A 14,292-nucleotide genomic window follows, 5' to 3' on the forward strand; every position below is an offset into this window, starting at 1 on the left:
GTCTGCGCCGGAAGGCCATAAGGAGCGCATAAGCGACGTCGCTTAGCGCGCCCGAATCCCCCGATCCGTAGACCTGGGAGCCATCCGGACGAAAGGAGCGAGCCGATGCGGACACGGACGGCCGTCGCGGCGATCGGGGCGGCCCTGCTGCTCGCGGGCTGCGGCGCGAAGACCGACGACGGGTCGAAGGTGGCTTCGATCTCGACGCCGTCGAAGACGGGCGGCCCCACCGCGGCCGACAACAGCGGCAAGAGCGACGAGGACAAGATGCGGGAGTTCGCCAAGTGCATGCGCGAGCACGGCGTCGACATGCCCGATCCCAAGCCCGCGGGCGACGGCAACGGGGTGGCGATCGGGATCCAGGGTGACGGTGCCGACAAGGGGAAGATCGACGCCGCGCAGAACGCGTGCAAGCACCTGATGCCCAACGGCGGCGAGATGAAGCCGCCGAGCGCCGAGGAACTGGACAAGATGCGCAAGGACGCCAAGTGCATGCGGGACCACGGCATCGACATGCCGGACCCCGATCCGGCGGGCAAGGGCGCCACGCGGATCGGCGGGATGGGCGACGACCCGAAGAAGTTCGAAGACGCCGCGAAGGCGTGCGGGCTCGGCATGAGCATCGGCTCCAGGGCGGGCAAGTGAACGACGTGACGCACCTCAAGCCGCGCCGCCGGGGCCGGACGCGCTGGTTCATCGCCGGTGCCGTCCTCGTCGTGGTGCTGGGTACCAGCTCGGTCGTGATCCTGACGCGGGTGTCGAGCGCGACGCCGGTCAAGGAAGCCGCACCGCCCGCCGTCGAGACCGCGGAGGTGGCCAAGACCGACCTCAGCGAGGAAGAAGAGGCCGACGGCACCCTCGGCTACGGCGACGAGTCGGTCGTCGCCGGCCGCAAGCCCGGCACGGTCACGTCGCTGCCCGCCGCCGGGGCCGCCCTGACCCGCTGCCAGACGGTGTACGGGGTGGACGCGAAGCCGGTGCCCCTGTTCTACGGCACGCTGCCGTTCTACCGCGACCTCGCCACCGGCGCGGACGACGGCGCCGACGTCAAGCAGCTGGAGGAGAACCTCAAGGCGTGCGGCCTCGGCGGGTTCGGGACGCCGGACAAGAAGTTCACCGCGGCGACGGCGGCCGCGCTGAAGAAGTGGCAGAAGTCCCTGGGCCTGGAGCAGACCGGGACGTTCGGGCAGGGCGACGTCGTGCTGGCGGCCGGAGAACTGCGGGTTTCGGCCGTTCAGGCCAAGCTCGGCGCGCCCGCGCAGGGCGAGATCCTCAAGACGACCGGCACCGTCCGGTTGGTGCAGGTGAAGCTCGACGCGGCCAAGCAGGGCCTGGCCCAGCAGGGCGCGAAGGCGTCGGTGACGATCAACGGGAAGACGACGCCGGGCACGATCACCGACGTCGGGCGGACCGCGGTCGAGGGCAAGAACCAGGCGGGCGAGGACGACGGCAAGCCCAAGATCACCGTGACCGTCCGGCTCGACGACCCGGCGGCCGGCGGCAGCCTCGACTCGTCCCCGGCCACCGTCCGGTTCACCAAGGACGTCCACCAGGGCGTGCTCGCGGTGCCGGTCGGCGCGCTGCTCGCGCTCGCCGAAGGCGGGTACGCGGTCGAGGTCGACGAGAACGGGCAGCGACGGCTGATCGCCGTCCAAACCGGACTGTTCAGCGGTGGCAAGGTCGAGGTCTCGGGCAACGGCCTGGCCGCGGGCATGCGGGTGGTGACGACGTCGTGACGCCCGTGCTGCGCGTGCACGAGGTCACGCGCACCTACCCCGGCGGGGTCGCCGCGCTCGACGGCGTCTCGCTCTCCCTGGAAGACGGGGAGATGGTGGCGATCGTCGGGCCGTCCGGGTCCGGCAAGTCCACCCTGCTGCACCTGATGGGCACGCTCGACCGGCCGTCGTCGGGGCGGATCGAGCTGCACGGCCACGACGTCGCCGCGCTGCCCGATCGCAAGGTCTCGGCGCTGCGCTCGCGCTGGATCGGGTTCGTGTTCCAGCAGTTCTTCCTCGACGAAGGGATGAGTGCGGTGGACAACGTGTGCACCGGCCTGCTCTACGCCGGCGTGCCGCGGCGACGGCGGCGCACCCAGGCGCTGGCGGCGCTCGACCGCGTCAAGCTGGGGCACCGGGCGTGGCACCGGCCCGGCGAGCTCTCCGGTGGTGAACGCCAGCGCGTCGCCATCGCGCGGGCCGTGGTCAACGAGCCGTCGATCCTGCTGGCCGACGAGCCGACCGGCAACCTCGACACCGGCACCGGCGCGTCCGTGCTCTCCCTGCTCGGCGAGTTGTCCGCGGACGGCACCACGATCGTCGTGATCACCCACGACCGCGAGATCGCCGCGGGCATGCCGCGCCGGATCGAGCTGCTCGACGGGCGCCTGCGGCTGGACACCGGCCTGGTGGGTGCGCGATGACCGCGCCACCGGAGGTCAAGCTGCCCGAACCGGCCCGGCTCAAGCCGCCGGACGTCGTCGCGCTCGGCGCCCACGGCATGCGCACGCGGCCGGTGCGCGCGGTGCTGTCCGCGCTGGGCATCGCGATCGGCGTCGCCGCGATGGTGGCGGTCCTGGCCATCCCGGCGTCCGGCGCGCAGGCGCTGCACGACCGGCTGGCCGCGCTCGGCCCCAACCTGCTCACCGCCGGGCCGGGCCAGACCCTGTTCGGCGACAACGCGACCCTGCCGGACGACGCCGTCGCGATGGCCCGCCGGATCGGCCCGGTGAAGGCGGCGGCCGGCACCGGGACGACGTCGGCGAGCGTCCGCCGCAGCGACAAGATCGCCGCGGACGACACGTCCGGGCTGGCGGTGTACGCGGCGCGGCCTGACCTGCTCGGCGTGCTGGGCGGCAAGGTGCGGGCGGGTGCGTTCCTGGCCGCCGGGAACCAGGACTACCCGGTGACGGTGCTCGGGTCGCAGGCCGCGGCCCGGCTGGGCATCGACCACATCGACCCGGCCCGGCCGCCGCAGGTGCTGATCGGGACGCAGTGGTTCACCGTGGTGGGCATCCTGGCGCCGATGCCGCTGGCGCCGGAGGTCGAGCGGTCGGCGCTGGTCGGCTGGGACGTCGCCAAGCGGCTGCTCGGGTTCGACGGCCATCCGTCCACTGTGTACGTCCGGGCGGAGGAGTCCGGGGTGGACGCGGTGCGTTCGGTACTGGCCGCGACGCTGAACCCGCAGGCGCCCAATGAGGTCCAGGTCCGGCGCCCGTCGGACGCCCTGGCGGCGCAGAAGCTGACGGACACGACGTACAGCGCCCTGTTCCTCGGGCTCGGCGGGGTCGCACTGCTGGTCGGCGGGGTCGGGGTGGCGAACACGATGGTGATCTCGGTGCTGGAGCGCCGGCGCGAGATCGGCCTGCGCCGGGCTCTGGGGGCGACGAAACGGCAGGTCCGCGGGCAGTTCCTGGCGGAGTCGGTGCTGTTGTCCGGGCTCGGCGGGCTGGCGGGGGTGCTGGCCGGGGTGCTGGTGACGGCGGGGTACGCGCTGAGCCAGGGGTGGCCCGCGGTGCTGCCGGAGGGGGCGCTGGCCGGAGGTGTCGGGATCGCGGCCCTGGTGGGGGCGGTGGCGGGGGCGTACCCGGCGGTGCGGGCGGCTCGGCTGGCGCCCACGCGGGCGCTGGCCTGAGGCGAGGTGGGCCGGGTGGGTTCCGAGGCGCGGGATCGGCCCGGCTCGCCGGCCTGGAGGCGGCCGGTCGAGCTGTCGGCGAGGGGGTAAGCCGAGGGCGCAGGCGTGTTTGTCGGGCCGGGAGGGGGTGCGTTTGGGAGCCGGTGAGTGCTTGTCCGGCTCGGAGCCGGCGGGCTCAAGGGCCGCCGGGGCGTCTGCCGGGGCGGGACGCAGCGCGCCGAGGCCGCCGGGACGCTCCCCATTTTCGACGCCACCGACAGTTCCGCGGACCGTAGCGCGCGGGAGGATGCACAGATGCCGGGTGGGGAGTTACTCCTCACCCGGCATTCAGCACGTTGGAAGATTCCCCACCGCCTTCGCCCGGGTGTTGGATGACCCGAAGGGAGAGCCGATCGAAGGGCAGGGCGGCTGTGCTGCGAGTCGAGGCGAACCGGCGTGATTTCCTTCGGTGGCTCGCGACAGCGGGTGCGGGCCTCGCGGCCGCCGGGGTGGCTCCCGCCGTCTTCGCCCAGGAAGCCGCCGCGGCCGGCCGTGATGTCGTTGTCGTCACCGGGGCGACCGTGGTCGACGGGACCGACGGTCCCGCCCGGCCGGGGTCCGCCGTGGTGCTCGTCGGGGACCGGATCGCCTGGGTCGGGCCCGCCGCCGAGGTGCCGCGGTGCGGGGGTGCGCGGGTCGTCGACGGGCGCGGCCGGTACCTCGTTCCCGGCCTGTGGGACATGCACGCCCACGGCATCGACTACGAGGACATCTGGCCGCCGCTGTTCCTCGCCAACGGCGTCACCGGCATCCGGGAAATGCAGGGCTACGACGAAAACCGGGTCACCCGCGACCGGATCGCCCGCGGCGAGCTGCTCGGCCCGCGGGTCGTGCTGGCCAGCTCGATCATCGACGGCCCGGTGTCGCTGCTCGGGTCGTCGGTCACCAAGGTCGGGACCGCCGAGGAGGCGCGGGCCGCGGTGCGGACCGCCGTCGAGCAGCGCTCCGACTTCGTCAAGGTGTACTTCTACCTGCCGCGGGACGTCTTCGCCGCCCTCGCCGACGAGTGCCGGCGCCACGGCGTGCCGTTCGCCGGGCACTGGCCCTACCGGCTCCGGGTGCTCGAAGCCGCCCGGGCCGGGCAGCGCAGCTTCGAGCACAACTTCGGGCTGCCGATCGCCACCTCGAGCCACCGGGACGGGTTCCTCGCCCGCCTCGACGCGCAGCCGTTCGACCCGAAGGCCCCGCGTGACTTCTTCAACCTGGCCCGCGAACTCGACCGGCAGGCCGCGCAGGCCTACCACCCGGCCACCGCGGCCCGCCACTTCGCCGGCCTCAACGCCTTCGGCAGCCGGCTCAGCCCGACCTTCACCGTCAACCGGGTCATCTCCCGGCCCGCCGGCGCGTTCGCGCACGACTCGCGGAACAAGTACGTCCCGCGGGAGGTCCTCGACCTCTGGGCCCGCCAGCTGCCGCTGTTCGCCCCGGTCACGCCCGAGCAGATCGCCCAGCAGGACGCCTACTTCGAGGCGCAGTTGCGGCTCGTCGGGGAGGCGCACCGCGCCGGCGTCGGGATCCTCGGCGGGACCGACTGCCTGAACCCGTACGTCTACCCGGGGTTCAGCCTGCACGACGAGCTCGCCTTCCTGGTCGCGGCCGGGCTCGGCCCGCGGCGGGCGCTGCAGGCGGTGACCCGGGACGCGGCCGCGTTCCTCGGCCGGGCCGACAGCGCCGGGACCATCACCCCCGGCAAGGTCGCCGACCTGGTGCTGCTCGACGCCGACCCACTCGCCGACATCGGCGCGGTCCGGCGGATCGACACCGTCGTCACGGCGGGCCGGGTCCTGGACCGGGCCGCGCTCGACGAGCTGCTGGCCGCCGCCGAAACCGCGGCGAACCGGCCCGCCGGGGCGGCGAACGCCAGGTCAGTGCGGTTGCCGGTGCACGGCTGTTGCTGAGCGCCGGGTAATCTCGGCCGGTCGAAGACCTGGCTCGAGGGGGCGCGTTGACTGGGCGGAAACTGGCTTGGTCGCTTGGGGTGCTCGAAATCGCGGCCGTCGTCCTGGTGCTCGTGCTCAAGCGGTTCGACGGCCTCGACCTCGAGGTCTACCTCGGCGGCGCCAAGGCGCTCGCCGAGCAGGGCTCGCCGTACGACGCCTGGGTCCCCACCACGCACCAGATCCTGCTGCCGTTCACCTACACGCCGTTCGCCGCGGCGGTGTTCCTGCCCGGCACGCTGCTGCCGTTCGCGGTGACGATGAAGCTGGTCAGCATCGCGTCGATCCTCGCCACCGGCGTGGTCGCCTACCTCTACGTCGCGACGCTCAACGGCTCGCTGACCGACCCCGCGAACGTCCGGGGCCGGACGGTGGCCGCGCTGGTCGCGATCGGTGCGCAGCTCGCGGGTGCCCTCCTCGAACCGGTGCGCTCGACGCTGGGCTTCGGGCAGATCAACGCGCTGCTGATGGTGCTGGTCGTGCTCGACGTCCTGCTGCCCGGCGAGCGGAAGCGCACGAAGGGCCTGCTGATCGGCGTGGCCGCGGCGATCAAGCTGACCCCGGCCGTCTTCGTCGTCTACTTCCTGTGCCGCCGCGACTTCCGCTCGGCCGCGCGCGTGGTCGCCGGGTTCGTGGTGGCCGGGGCGCTGCTGTGGCTGATCCGGCCGTCGGCGTCCTTCACGTACTGGACGAAGCTCGTCTTCGACGCGGGCCGCATCGGCGGCGTCGACTACGTCGGCAACCAGTCGCTGCACGGCCTGAGCGTGCGCGCCGGCCTGCCGGAGTTCGCCTGGGTGCTGGCCGCGCTGGCCGTGATGGCCGTGGTCGCGGTGATCATCGTGCGCGCCGCCGAGCCGGTGCTCGGGCTCACCGCCTGCGCGCTCGGCGGGCTGCTGGTCTCGCCGATCTCGTGGACCCACCACTGGACGTGGTGCGTGCCGCTGCTCGTCCTCGCCGGGTGGTACGTGTGGCGCTTCGACCGGGCGGTCCGGTGGGTGGCGGCCGGGGTCGTCGTCGCGGGACTGGCGTTGTTCATCGCCGGCCCGATGTGGTTCGCCCCGCGCCCGGCGCCGTCGGCGGGCTGGTGGCTGGCGACCGAGTCCTACGAGCTGTTCGGCCTGCTCCTGCTGGCCCTCGCCGCGTTCGGCGCCCGTCGCCTCGGCACGAAGAAGGGGACCCCTGCCGCGGCCGCGGCGGAGGTCCCCTCCAAGGAGCCTCAGGTCAGCTGAGCCGCTCGACCACGTACTCGATCGCCTGCGTCAGCTTGGTGACGTCGTCCGGGTCGATCGCCGGGAACAGGCCGACGCGCAGCTGGTTGCGGCCCAGCTTGCGGTACGGCTCGGTGTCGACGATCCCGTTGGCGCGCAGCACCTTCGCGACCGCGGCGGCGTCGACGTCGTCGCTGAAGTCGACCGTGCCGACGACCTGCGAGCGCAGCTCCGGGTCCTTGACGAACGGCGTCGTGTAGCTCGTCTTCTCGGCCCACTCGTACAGCCGCGAGGACGAGTCCTTCGTGCGCGAGGTCGTCCAGGCCAGGCCACCCTGGCCGTTCATCCACTCGATCTGCTCGGCGAGCAGGAACAGGGTGGCCACGGCCGGGGTGTTGTAGGTCTGGTCCTTGCGGGAGTTGTCCAGCGCGGTGGTCAGCGACAGGAACTCGGGGATCCAGCGGTCGCCGCCGCCGATCTCGCCGATCCGCTCGACGGCGGCCGGGGAGGCCAGCGCGATCCAGAGCCCGCCGTCGGCGGCGAACGACTTCTGCGGCGCGAAGTAGTAGACGTCGAAGTCCTCGGCCTTGACCGGCAGGCCGCCGGCACCGGAGGTGGCGTCGATCGCGACCAGCGCACCCTCGCTGCCCTCGGGGCGGCGGACGGGCACGGCCACGCCGGTGGACGTCTCGTTGTGCGCCCAGCCGACCAGGTCGGCGCCGGCCTCGTAGGCGATGTCCGGGGCGCTGCCCGGCTCGGCCTTGACGACGATCGGGTCGGCCAGGAACGGCGCGCCCTTGGTCACGGTGGCGAACTTCGAGGAGAACTCGCCGTAGGTGAAGTGCTGCGCGCGCTCGCGGACCAGGCCGAAGGCGGCCGCGTCCCAGAACGCGGTGGTGCCGCCGTTGCCGAGGATCACCTCGTAGCCCTCGGGCAGCGAGAACAGCTCGGACAGGCCCGCCCGCACGCGCCCGACGAGGGACTTGACCGGCTTCTGCCGGTGCGACGTGCCGAGGTAGGTGGAGCCGGACTCCGCCAGCGCACTCAGCTGCTCGGCGCGGACCTTCGACGGGCCGCAGCCGAAGCGGCCGTCGGCCGGCTTGAGGTCGGCGGGGATGGTCAACTCAGCGTCGGTCATGTGGCCAGTCTCTCAGGTCGGGAGTAGGCAGCTAACGCAGGTGGTGGAATCAGTACAGCGGCGCGAAGCGCCTCCGTTGAGGGCGGTGGCGGGGGCATGGATGGACCGACATGTGGAATCGATGAAGCCTCGTTGGTACTTTTTCGCCTGGTTCGCCGTGCTGGCCGCGGTGCACCTCGCGATCGAGGGCTGGACGGACACCGCTGCGATCGGGCTGCCGGTCGGGTTCGCGGCGACGCTGGTGCTCGTCTTCGTCCCGCGGCTGCCGTGGTGGGCGACCGGCGAGGCGCGTCCGGACGGCCGCCGCGGTGTGCTGCGGGCGTGCCTGCTGGTGCTGTGGGTCCTGGTGGCCGCCGCGCTCGTCGACGGGCTCGTCGAACACCCGCCGCACGGTGCCGACCTGGTCTACGCCGGGGTGTTCGTCTCGTTCTTCGCCGGCGCCTCGCTGTACGGCCTGGCCAAGCTGCTGCCGGAGCGGCCGTCGACGCGGCGGGTCCTGCGGGGCGAGTTCGTGCTCGCCACCGCGGCGGTGTGGGCGGTGGGTGCCTTCGCGCTCGCGGCCGAGGTCGCGGCCGTCGTCGTGACCGGTGGCTGGCTGCCGTGGGTCCTGCCGGTGCCGTCGGTGGTCGCGGTCCTGGCGCTCGCCGTGCGGCGCGCGGACCTCGCCGTCCCGGTCCGGTGCCTGGCGAGCGGCAGCTGGACGCCGGTCACGGCCGCCGCGTTCGACGTGCGGCCGGGCGAGCCGGTCGACGGCTGGGCGGTGCTGCCCGGCGACGTCCGCATCCGCTTCCACCTGCCTCCGGTGCCCGCCGACGTCGCCGCCGAGCTGCGCGAGCGGCGGCGGCTGTGGCTCGCCGGGTGGCCTTCGGAGGACCTCGTAACCGGCCTTCCGGACGGAACAGCTACGCCGTAGGACGCATCGGCCGGCGTGTCGGTGGGGGTAAAAACACGGTTCCCGGCCTCGCGGGCTCCCGGTAGCGTCCCCGGCCGTGACGACTCTCCAGCAGACCTACCCGGTGCCGCCCGAAGTGCTGTGGAACGCGCTCCCGGCCGGGGTCGCGGCGATCGGCGGGCGGCAGCCGGTCTACGACTCCTCGCGCGGGTTCGCCACCTGCCGCACCGGGATGTCGCTGCTGAGCTGGGGCCAGCACGTCAACGTGACCGTGTCGCACGCCGACGGCGGCTCGGCGCTCACGATCATGACCGTGCTGAAGCTCGGCGTCTGGGACTGGGGCGAGGGCAAGCGCCTCGCCACCCGGTTCGCGGCCGCCGTCGCCTACGCGGCACGCACCGCCGCCCTGAACTGAGGGTCCCGCTCGCCACCCTGGGGGTGCGAGCGGGGCCCGGTTCACCGCCAGTCTTCGACGCCGCCCGGCACCGGCGCGGCCGGGTCGTATGGCGTGCGGGTGAAGACGAACGTCGCCAGGTCGAGGTGGGTGGCGACGCCGTCGGCGTTCCGGCCCACCACGAGCGTCTCGCCGGCGTAGTAGCCGTCGAGGCCGACGTAGGTGTCCTCGCCCGTGGCGCGGAAGCGCGAGCTGCGCCCGGCGCCTTCGACCGGCGCGAGCAGCAGCAGCCCGTCGCCCTGGATGCGCAGGTGGTACGGCGTCGGGCCCCAGTGCCAGAGCCCGGTCAGCGCGAGCAGCGCGGGGTCGACCGGCGACGGCAGCCACTCGGCGGGCAGCCGCGGCTCCAGCTCGTCGGTCATCGTGATCAGGTCGAGGCAGAGCTGGGTGATGCCGACCCCGGACGTCGAGTTGACCAGCACCAGCGCGCCGGTCTGCGCGGCCGGGTCGACCAGCGTCACGGCGAGGAAGCCGGGCATCGAGCCGGTGTGGCCGGCGAACCGGCGGCCCCGGTGGCGCACGAGCATCAGGCCGAGCCCGAACCCGGTCGTCCAGACGTCGGTGTCGTCGACGGTGACCATGGTCCGCATCTCCTCGACGGTCTCCGGCGCGAGCACGCCGCCGGTGTCGCCGCCGAGGAACGCCGTCCAGCGGCCGAGGTCCCGCGCGGTCGACCACAGCTGCCCGGCGGGGGCCATCGCGCCGGCGTCGGGGCTCGGCTCGGGCAGCAGGACGTCGGCGAACGGGTGCACGGCGAAGCCGTCGGCGTGCGCGCCGACCGGGTGCGGGGTCGTGCGGGTCATCCCGAGCGGGCCGAGGACCTCCTCCTCGAGCACCGACAGCCAGCCCTTGCCGCGGTGGCGGGCGACCAGCTCGCCGAGGACGCCGTAGCCGACGTTCGAGTAGTGGAACCGCGCGCCCGGCCGGTGCTTGGTCGCGCCTTCGGCGAGGCTGCCGACCAGCGCGTCCCAGTCGGCGCCCGGGGTCCGCTCCCACCACCGGCCGGGCGACTCGGACGTCAGGCCGGAGGTGTGGGACAGCAGCTGGGCGACGGTGGCGGCGCCGAACGGCGTGCCGGGGACGTGCTTTTCGAGCGGGTCGTTCAGGTCGACGAGGCCTTCGTCGCGCAGCCGCATGACGGCGGTGGCGACCAGGGTCTTGGTGATCGAACCCAGCCGGTACTGGGTGTCGGTGCCGGGCGTTTCGCCACCGACGCGGCCCCGGGCACCGGACCAGACGATCCCGCCGTCCCGCACCACGGCGGCGACCAGCGACGGAGCCCGGCAGGCAGCCTGCTCGTGGGCGATCCGGCGGAGCAGGGCGAGTTCGGTCGAGGCAAGCATGGGGGCATTCTGCCGCGCTCCGGCCGGCGAAGCAGGCCCTGGTCCTCAGCCGAGCAGGTTCTTCGCCATCGCCGTGGTCACCGCGGCCGTGCGGTCGGAGACGCCGAGCTTGCCGAACACCCGGAGCAGGTGGGTCTTCACCGTGGCCTCGCTGATGTGCAGGGCGCGGCCGATATCGGCGTTGGTGCCGCCCTTGGCGACCAGCCGGAGGACCTCCACCTCGCGGGCCGACAGCGGTTGCGGCTCCGGGTTGCGGACCCGGTTGACCAGCTTGCCCGCCACCGACGGCGCCAGGACCGTCTCCCCGCGGGCCGCCGCGCGGATCGCGTTCGCCAGCTCCGCGCGCGAGGCGTCCTTCAGCAGGTAGCCCGACGCGCCGGCCTCGACCGCGTGCAGGATGTCCGCGTCCGTCTCGTACGTCGTCAGCACGACGATCCGGCGCCCGGGCTGCTCGCGCAGGATCCGTTTGGTGGCACCGACGCCGTCGAGACCGGGCATCCGCAGGTCCATCAGCACGACGTCGGGTGCGGCGATCCGGTCGAGCGCGACGGCTTCGTCCCCGGAACCCGCTTCGCCGACGACCGTCAGGTCCGGTTCCGCTTCGAGCATGCCGCGGAGGCCTTCGCGGACGACGGGGTGGTCGTCGACGAGCATGACGCGGATCAAGCCGGCACCTCCAGGGTGAGTTCGGTGCCGCTGGGGCCACTCCGGACACTCAGTCTGCCACCGACCTGCTCGGCACGGGACCGCATCCCGCGCAGCCCGAACCCGGTGGCGCGGTCGGGGTCGAAGCCGGCGCCGTCGTCGCGCACCGACAGCCGCACCAAACCGTCCACAGCGGACAGCCGGACGGAAACCGCGGACGCGGCCGCGTGCCGCCGGACGTTGTTCAGCGCTTCCTGGGCGCCGCGCAGCAGGACCACTTCGCCGGCCGTGCCGAGCGCGGGCAGCCCACCGTCCACTTCGTACTCGACCGGCAGGCCCGTCTCGTCGGCCAGCCGGTCGGCCTGCCGCCGGACGGCGTCCACCAGCGAGCCCGCGGCGAGGTCCGCCGGGGCCAGCGCGGCGACCATCGCGCGGGCCTCGGTCAGATTGTCCCGCGCGGTCCGGGCGGCCAGCTCCGCGTGCCGCCGCGCGGCCGCCGGATCGGTGTCCAATTCGGACTCGATGGCCTGGGCGAGGGTGACGATGCTGGTGAAGCCCTGCGCGAGCGTGTCGTGGATCTCGCGGGCGAGCCGTTCGCGCTCGGCCGCGGTGCCCGCCTCCCGGGAGAGCCGGGCGACCTCGGCCTGGCTCGCTTCCAGCTTCGCGATCAGGTCCGCGCGGCCCCGGCTCTCGTCGATGACGTGCCCGATGAACTTGCCGCACAGCAGGCCGAACACGACCAGGATCGCCGTCATCGGCAGCATGATGTGCAAGGTCGGGCCCCGCCACCCCTGGTTGACGACGGTCGACGCGGGGTTGAGCAGGATCGCGACGGTGGTGAGGACGGCCGCCGGCCGGAACTCCAGCGTCGAGAACAGCAGCGGGCAGGCCATGAAGAGGATGAAGCCGGACGTCTCCTGGGCGAATAGGGCGATCCCGACCAGCACCAGCACCGTGACGGCGAACGCCCACCGCTGCCCGGACGGCGAGTCGTCGTCCCGGACGATCCGGCGGCCCCACAGCAGGTAGCCCAGCGCGAGCGCGGTGAGCGCCCCGACCGCGATCGCCGTCCGCGCCGGGTCGCCGTGGTCGAGGAGCACCAGCGTGGTCGTGGCCAGGTAGGCGACAGCGAAGAGGATCTCCCAGAGCCAGTTGAACCGGTCCCAGGCGTCCTTCACTTCGCGTCGGACCACCGGAAGGTCAGCCGCGCCAGGACCGCCCCCGCCACGCACCAGATCCCCAGCACCAGCGCCACTCGCGGCAGTTCCCATGCTCCGGCCATCTCCATCCTCACGGCGGCGTCCGGCAGGAAGACCGACCGGAACCCCTGGCAGATCCACTTCAGCGGGAAGAACGACGCGATGTCCACCATAACTTTCGGCAGGTTCGTGATCGGCGAGACGAACACGCCGGAGATGAACTGCAGGATCAGGTAGAGCATCTGCACGACGGCGACCGCGCCGTTGGTGGACTTCGCCAGCGAGCTGATCGCGATCCCGAGCAGCGTGCACGAGACGATGCCGAGCGCGAACACCCACAGCAGGGTCAGCCACTTCGCCGGGTCGGACGGCAGCCGCAGCCCGAACAGCAGCACGGCGACCGTGGCCATCAGCACCGTCTGGGCCAGGCTCGACACCGCGACCAGCGCCATCTTGCCGATGAAGTACGACGCCGGCGGCATCGGCGTGCCGCGCAGGCGCTTGAGGGCACCGGTTTCCCGGTCGGCCGAGACGCCGGTCGCGATGCTGTTGAACGACGTCGACACGATGCCGGAGCCGATCATCCCGGCCGCGAGCAGCTGCCCGGAGGTGACGCCGTCGAGCGGTGTCGGACCGTCCAGGATGGACCCGAGCAGGATCATCAGCACCGCGGGCAGGGAGAAGGTGAAGACCACCTGTTCCTTGTTGCGGAAGAACTGCCGCAGCTCGGTCCCGCCTCTGGCGAGCCCGAGGGAAAGCGGGCCGGGGAGCGCGACAGCTGCTCTTCGGGGGTTCCGGGTGGCGGAGCCCCCGGCCCGGGGCGAGGCCCCGGATGGCGCAGTGGTCATGCCTTGTCTCCGATCAGGTCCAGGTAGATGTCCTCCAGGCTGGGCCGGGTCACCGTCAGCCCGGCGAGCTCCCGGCCCCCGGCCGAGAGCTCGGTGACGAGCTTGGTCGGGTACGCCGTCCGCTCGACGTGCTCACCGCGTTCGTCGACCCAGCGCACGGTGGCCTCGGCCGCGGCCCGGCCACCCAAGTTCTGCGGGGTGTCCTGGGCGACGATCTCGCCGCGCGCGATCACCGCGACCCGGTCGGCGAGCGCTTCGGCCTCGTCGAGGTAGTGCGTGGTCAGCAGGATGGTGGTGCCTTCGGCGGCGAGGTCGCTGATCAGCGTCCAGAACTGCCGCCGCGCCTCGGGGTCGAAGCCGGTGGTCGGCTCGTCGAGGAAGAGCAGCTCGGGCCGTCCGACGATGCCGAGGGCGACGTCGACGCGGCGGCGCTGGCCGCCGGAGAGCGCCTTGACCCGCGCCCCGGCCTTCTCGGTGAGCCCGACCTTGTCGATCACCTCGTCGGGGTCGCGCGGGTCGGGGTAGTACTTCGCGAAGTGCCGGACGGTCTCGGCGACGCTCAGCTCGGCGGCGTCGGTCGCCGTCTGCAGCACGATGCCGAGGCGCGCCCGCCAGGCCCGCCCGGCGTGGCCCGGGTCCTCGCCGAGGACGCTGACCTCGCCCTCCGTCCGCTGCCGGTGCCCCTCGAGGATCTCGACCGTCGTGGTCTTCCCGGCGCCGTTCGGGCCGAGCAGGGAGAACACCTCGCCCTGGGCGATCTCCAGGTCCAGCCCGGCCACGGCGAGGTGACCGGGGTACTGCTTGCGCAGGCCGCGCACGCTCACTGCTGTGGTCATGGCTCAAGCCTGGCCGCCGGGACCGCCGGATCCGACCAACAGGCGGCTGAATCCGGCTGTCCACCGAACGGTGGACACGGCGGCTTGGTTCCACGGGAAACCACGAAAACGCTGTCATACAAG

14 protein-coding genes are annotated in these 14,292 nt (G+C 73.1%); 8 read left to right on the plus strand and 6 right to left on the minus strand.

What is annotated here, in order from left to right; translation table 11 throughout:
• Positions 1-105 precede the first annotated feature (105 nt).
• The 6 genes from HUT10_RS32040 (at position 106) to HUT10_RS32065 (ending at position 6,835) form a co-directional block, all read left to right on the plus strand.
• Positions 106-645, plus strand: coding sequence for a hypothetical protein (locus HUT10_RS32040; protein WP_176174605.1), 540 nt, complete (start codon positions 106-108; stop codon positions 643-645).
• On the plus strand, positions 642-1,736 hold the full coding sequence (locus HUT10_RS32045) for a peptidoglycan-binding protein (RefSeq protein ID WP_176174606.1): 1,095 nt from the start codon (positions 642-644) through the stop codon (positions 1,734-1,736). Before HUT10_RS32040 ends, HUT10_RS32045 begins: the two co-directional genes overlap by 4 nt.
• Complete coding sequence (locus HUT10_RS32050) at positions 1,733-2,419, plus strand: ABC transporter ATP-binding protein (RefSeq protein ID WP_176174607.1); 687 nt, start codon at positions 1,733-1,735, stop codon at positions 2,417-2,419. Before HUT10_RS32045 ends, HUT10_RS32050 begins: the two co-directional genes overlap by 4 nt.
• Entirely contained in the window at positions 2,416-3,630 is a 1,215-nt protein-coding gene (locus tag HUT10_RS32055) for an ABC transporter permease (protein ID WP_176174608.1), read from the plus strand. The genes HUT10_RS32050 and HUT10_RS32055 overlap by 4 nt, the downstream gene beginning before the upstream one ends.
• Before the next feature lie 410 nt (positions 3,631-4,040).
• Entirely contained in the window at positions 4,041-5,567 is a 1,527-nt protein-coding gene (locus tag HUT10_RS32060; protein WP_254897107.1) for an amidohydrolase family protein, read from the plus strand.
• Positions 5,568-5,647: 80 nt separating this feature from the next.
• The gene (locus HUT10_RS32065; RefSeq protein WP_176174609.1) at positions 5,648-6,835 is read left to right on the plus strand and encodes a glycosyltransferase 87 family protein; all 1,188 of its coding nucleotides are present in this window, start codon (positions 5,648-5,650) and stop codon (positions 6,833-6,835) included.
• Here HUT10_RS32065 and serC read toward each other — a convergent pair.
• Positions 6,828-7,952 (minus strand): phosphoserine transaminase, encoded by a 1,125-nt coding sequence (gene serC / locus HUT10_RS32070; RefSeq protein WP_176174610.1) that lies wholly within the window; start codon positions 7,950-7,952, stop codon positions 6,828-6,830. The two genes, HUT10_RS32065 and serC, sit on opposite strands and share 8 nt — an antisense overlap.
• A 121-nt stretch (positions 7,953-8,073) precedes the next feature.
• On the opposite strand from serC, the gene HUT10_RS32075 reads away from it, so the two are divergent.
• Positions 8,074-8,865 carry a hypothetical protein gene (locus HUT10_RS32075; protein WP_176174611.1) on the plus strand — a complete coding sequence of 264 codons (792 nt, stop codon included), beginning with the start codon at positions 8,074-8,076 and terminating at the stop codon, positions 8,863-8,865.
• A gap of 76 nt (positions 8,866-8,941) precedes the next feature.
• Positions 8,942-9,259, plus strand: a complete 318-nt coding sequence (locus tag HUT10_RS32080; RefSeq protein ID WP_176174612.1) for a hypothetical protein — start codon at positions 8,942-8,944, stop codon at positions 9,257-9,259.
• Between the two features lie 41 nt (positions 9,260-9,300).
• Here HUT10_RS32080 and HUT10_RS32085 read toward each other — a convergent pair whose 3' ends face one another.
• Genes HUT10_RS32085 through HUT10_RS32105 form a run of 5 tightly spaced genes read right to left on the minus strand, consistent with a single transcriptional unit; the run spans position 9,301 to position 14,169 of the window.
• Entirely contained in the window at positions 9,301-10,641 is a 1,341-nt protein-coding gene (locus tag HUT10_RS32085) for a serine hydrolase (protein WP_176174613.1), read from the minus strand.
• 45 nt (positions 10,642-10,686) lie between these two features.
• Positions 10,687-11,307 carry a response regulator transcription factor gene (locus HUT10_RS32090; protein WP_176174614.1) on the minus strand — a complete coding sequence of 207 codons (621 nt, stop codon included), beginning with the start codon at positions 11,305-11,307 and terminating at the stop codon, positions 10,687-10,689.
• Positions 11,304-12,464: a sensor histidine kinase gene (locus HUT10_RS32095; RefSeq protein ID WP_176178118.1), complete on the minus strand. Its 1,161-nt coding sequence runs from the start codon at positions 12,462-12,464 to the stop codon at positions 11,304-11,306. Before HUT10_RS32095 ends, HUT10_RS32090 begins: the two co-directional genes overlap by 4 nt.
• A complete protein-coding gene (locus HUT10_RS32100; protein WP_254897108.1) occupies positions 12,461-13,333 on the minus strand; it encodes an ABC transporter permease in 873 nt (290 codons plus the stop codon). Before HUT10_RS32100 ends, HUT10_RS32095 begins: the two co-directional genes overlap by 4 nt.
• On the minus strand, positions 13,330-14,169 hold the full coding sequence (locus HUT10_RS32105; protein WP_176174615.1) for an ABC transporter ATP-binding protein: 840 nt from the start codon (positions 14,167-14,169) through the stop codon (positions 13,330-13,332). Before HUT10_RS32105 ends, HUT10_RS32100 begins: the two co-directional genes overlap by 4 nt.
• Between the last annotated feature and the right edge of the window lie 123 nt (positions 14,170-14,292).

Origin of the sequence: Amycolatopsis sp. Hca4 (assembly GCF_013364075.1) — a bacterium.
GTDB lineage: Bacteria > Actinomycetota > Actinomycetes > Mycobacteriales > Pseudonocardiaceae > Amycolatopsis.

Coding starts and splice junctions, on each gene's coding strand:
- HUT10_RS32040 (WP_176174605.1), top strand. CDS start 106: ATGCGGACACGGACGGCCGTCGCGGCGATCGGGGCGGCCCTGCTGCTC.
- HUT10_RS32055 (WP_176174608.1), top strand. CDS start 2,416: ATGACCGCGCCACCGGAGGTCAAGCTGCCCGAACCGGCCCGGCTCAAG.
- serC (WP_176174610.1), bottom strand. CDS start 7,952: ATGACCGACGCTGAGTTGACCATCCCCGCCGACCTCAAGCCGGCCGAC.
- HUT10_RS32075 (WP_176174611.1), top strand. CDS start 8,074: ATGAAGCCTCGTTGGTACTTTTTCGCCTGGTTCGCCGTGCTGGCCGCG.
- HUT10_RS32085 (WP_176174613.1), bottom strand. CDS start 10,641: ATGCTTGCCTCGACCGAACTCGCCCTGCTCCGCCGGATCGCCCACGAG.
- HUT10_RS32100 (WP_254897108.1), bottom strand. CDS start 13,333: ATGACCACTGCGCCATCCGGGGCCTCGCCCCGGGCCGGGGGCTCCGCC.
- HUT10_RS32105 (WP_176174615.1), bottom strand. CDS start 14,169: ATGACCACAGCAGTGAGCGTGCGCGGCCTGCGCAAGCAGTACCCCGGT.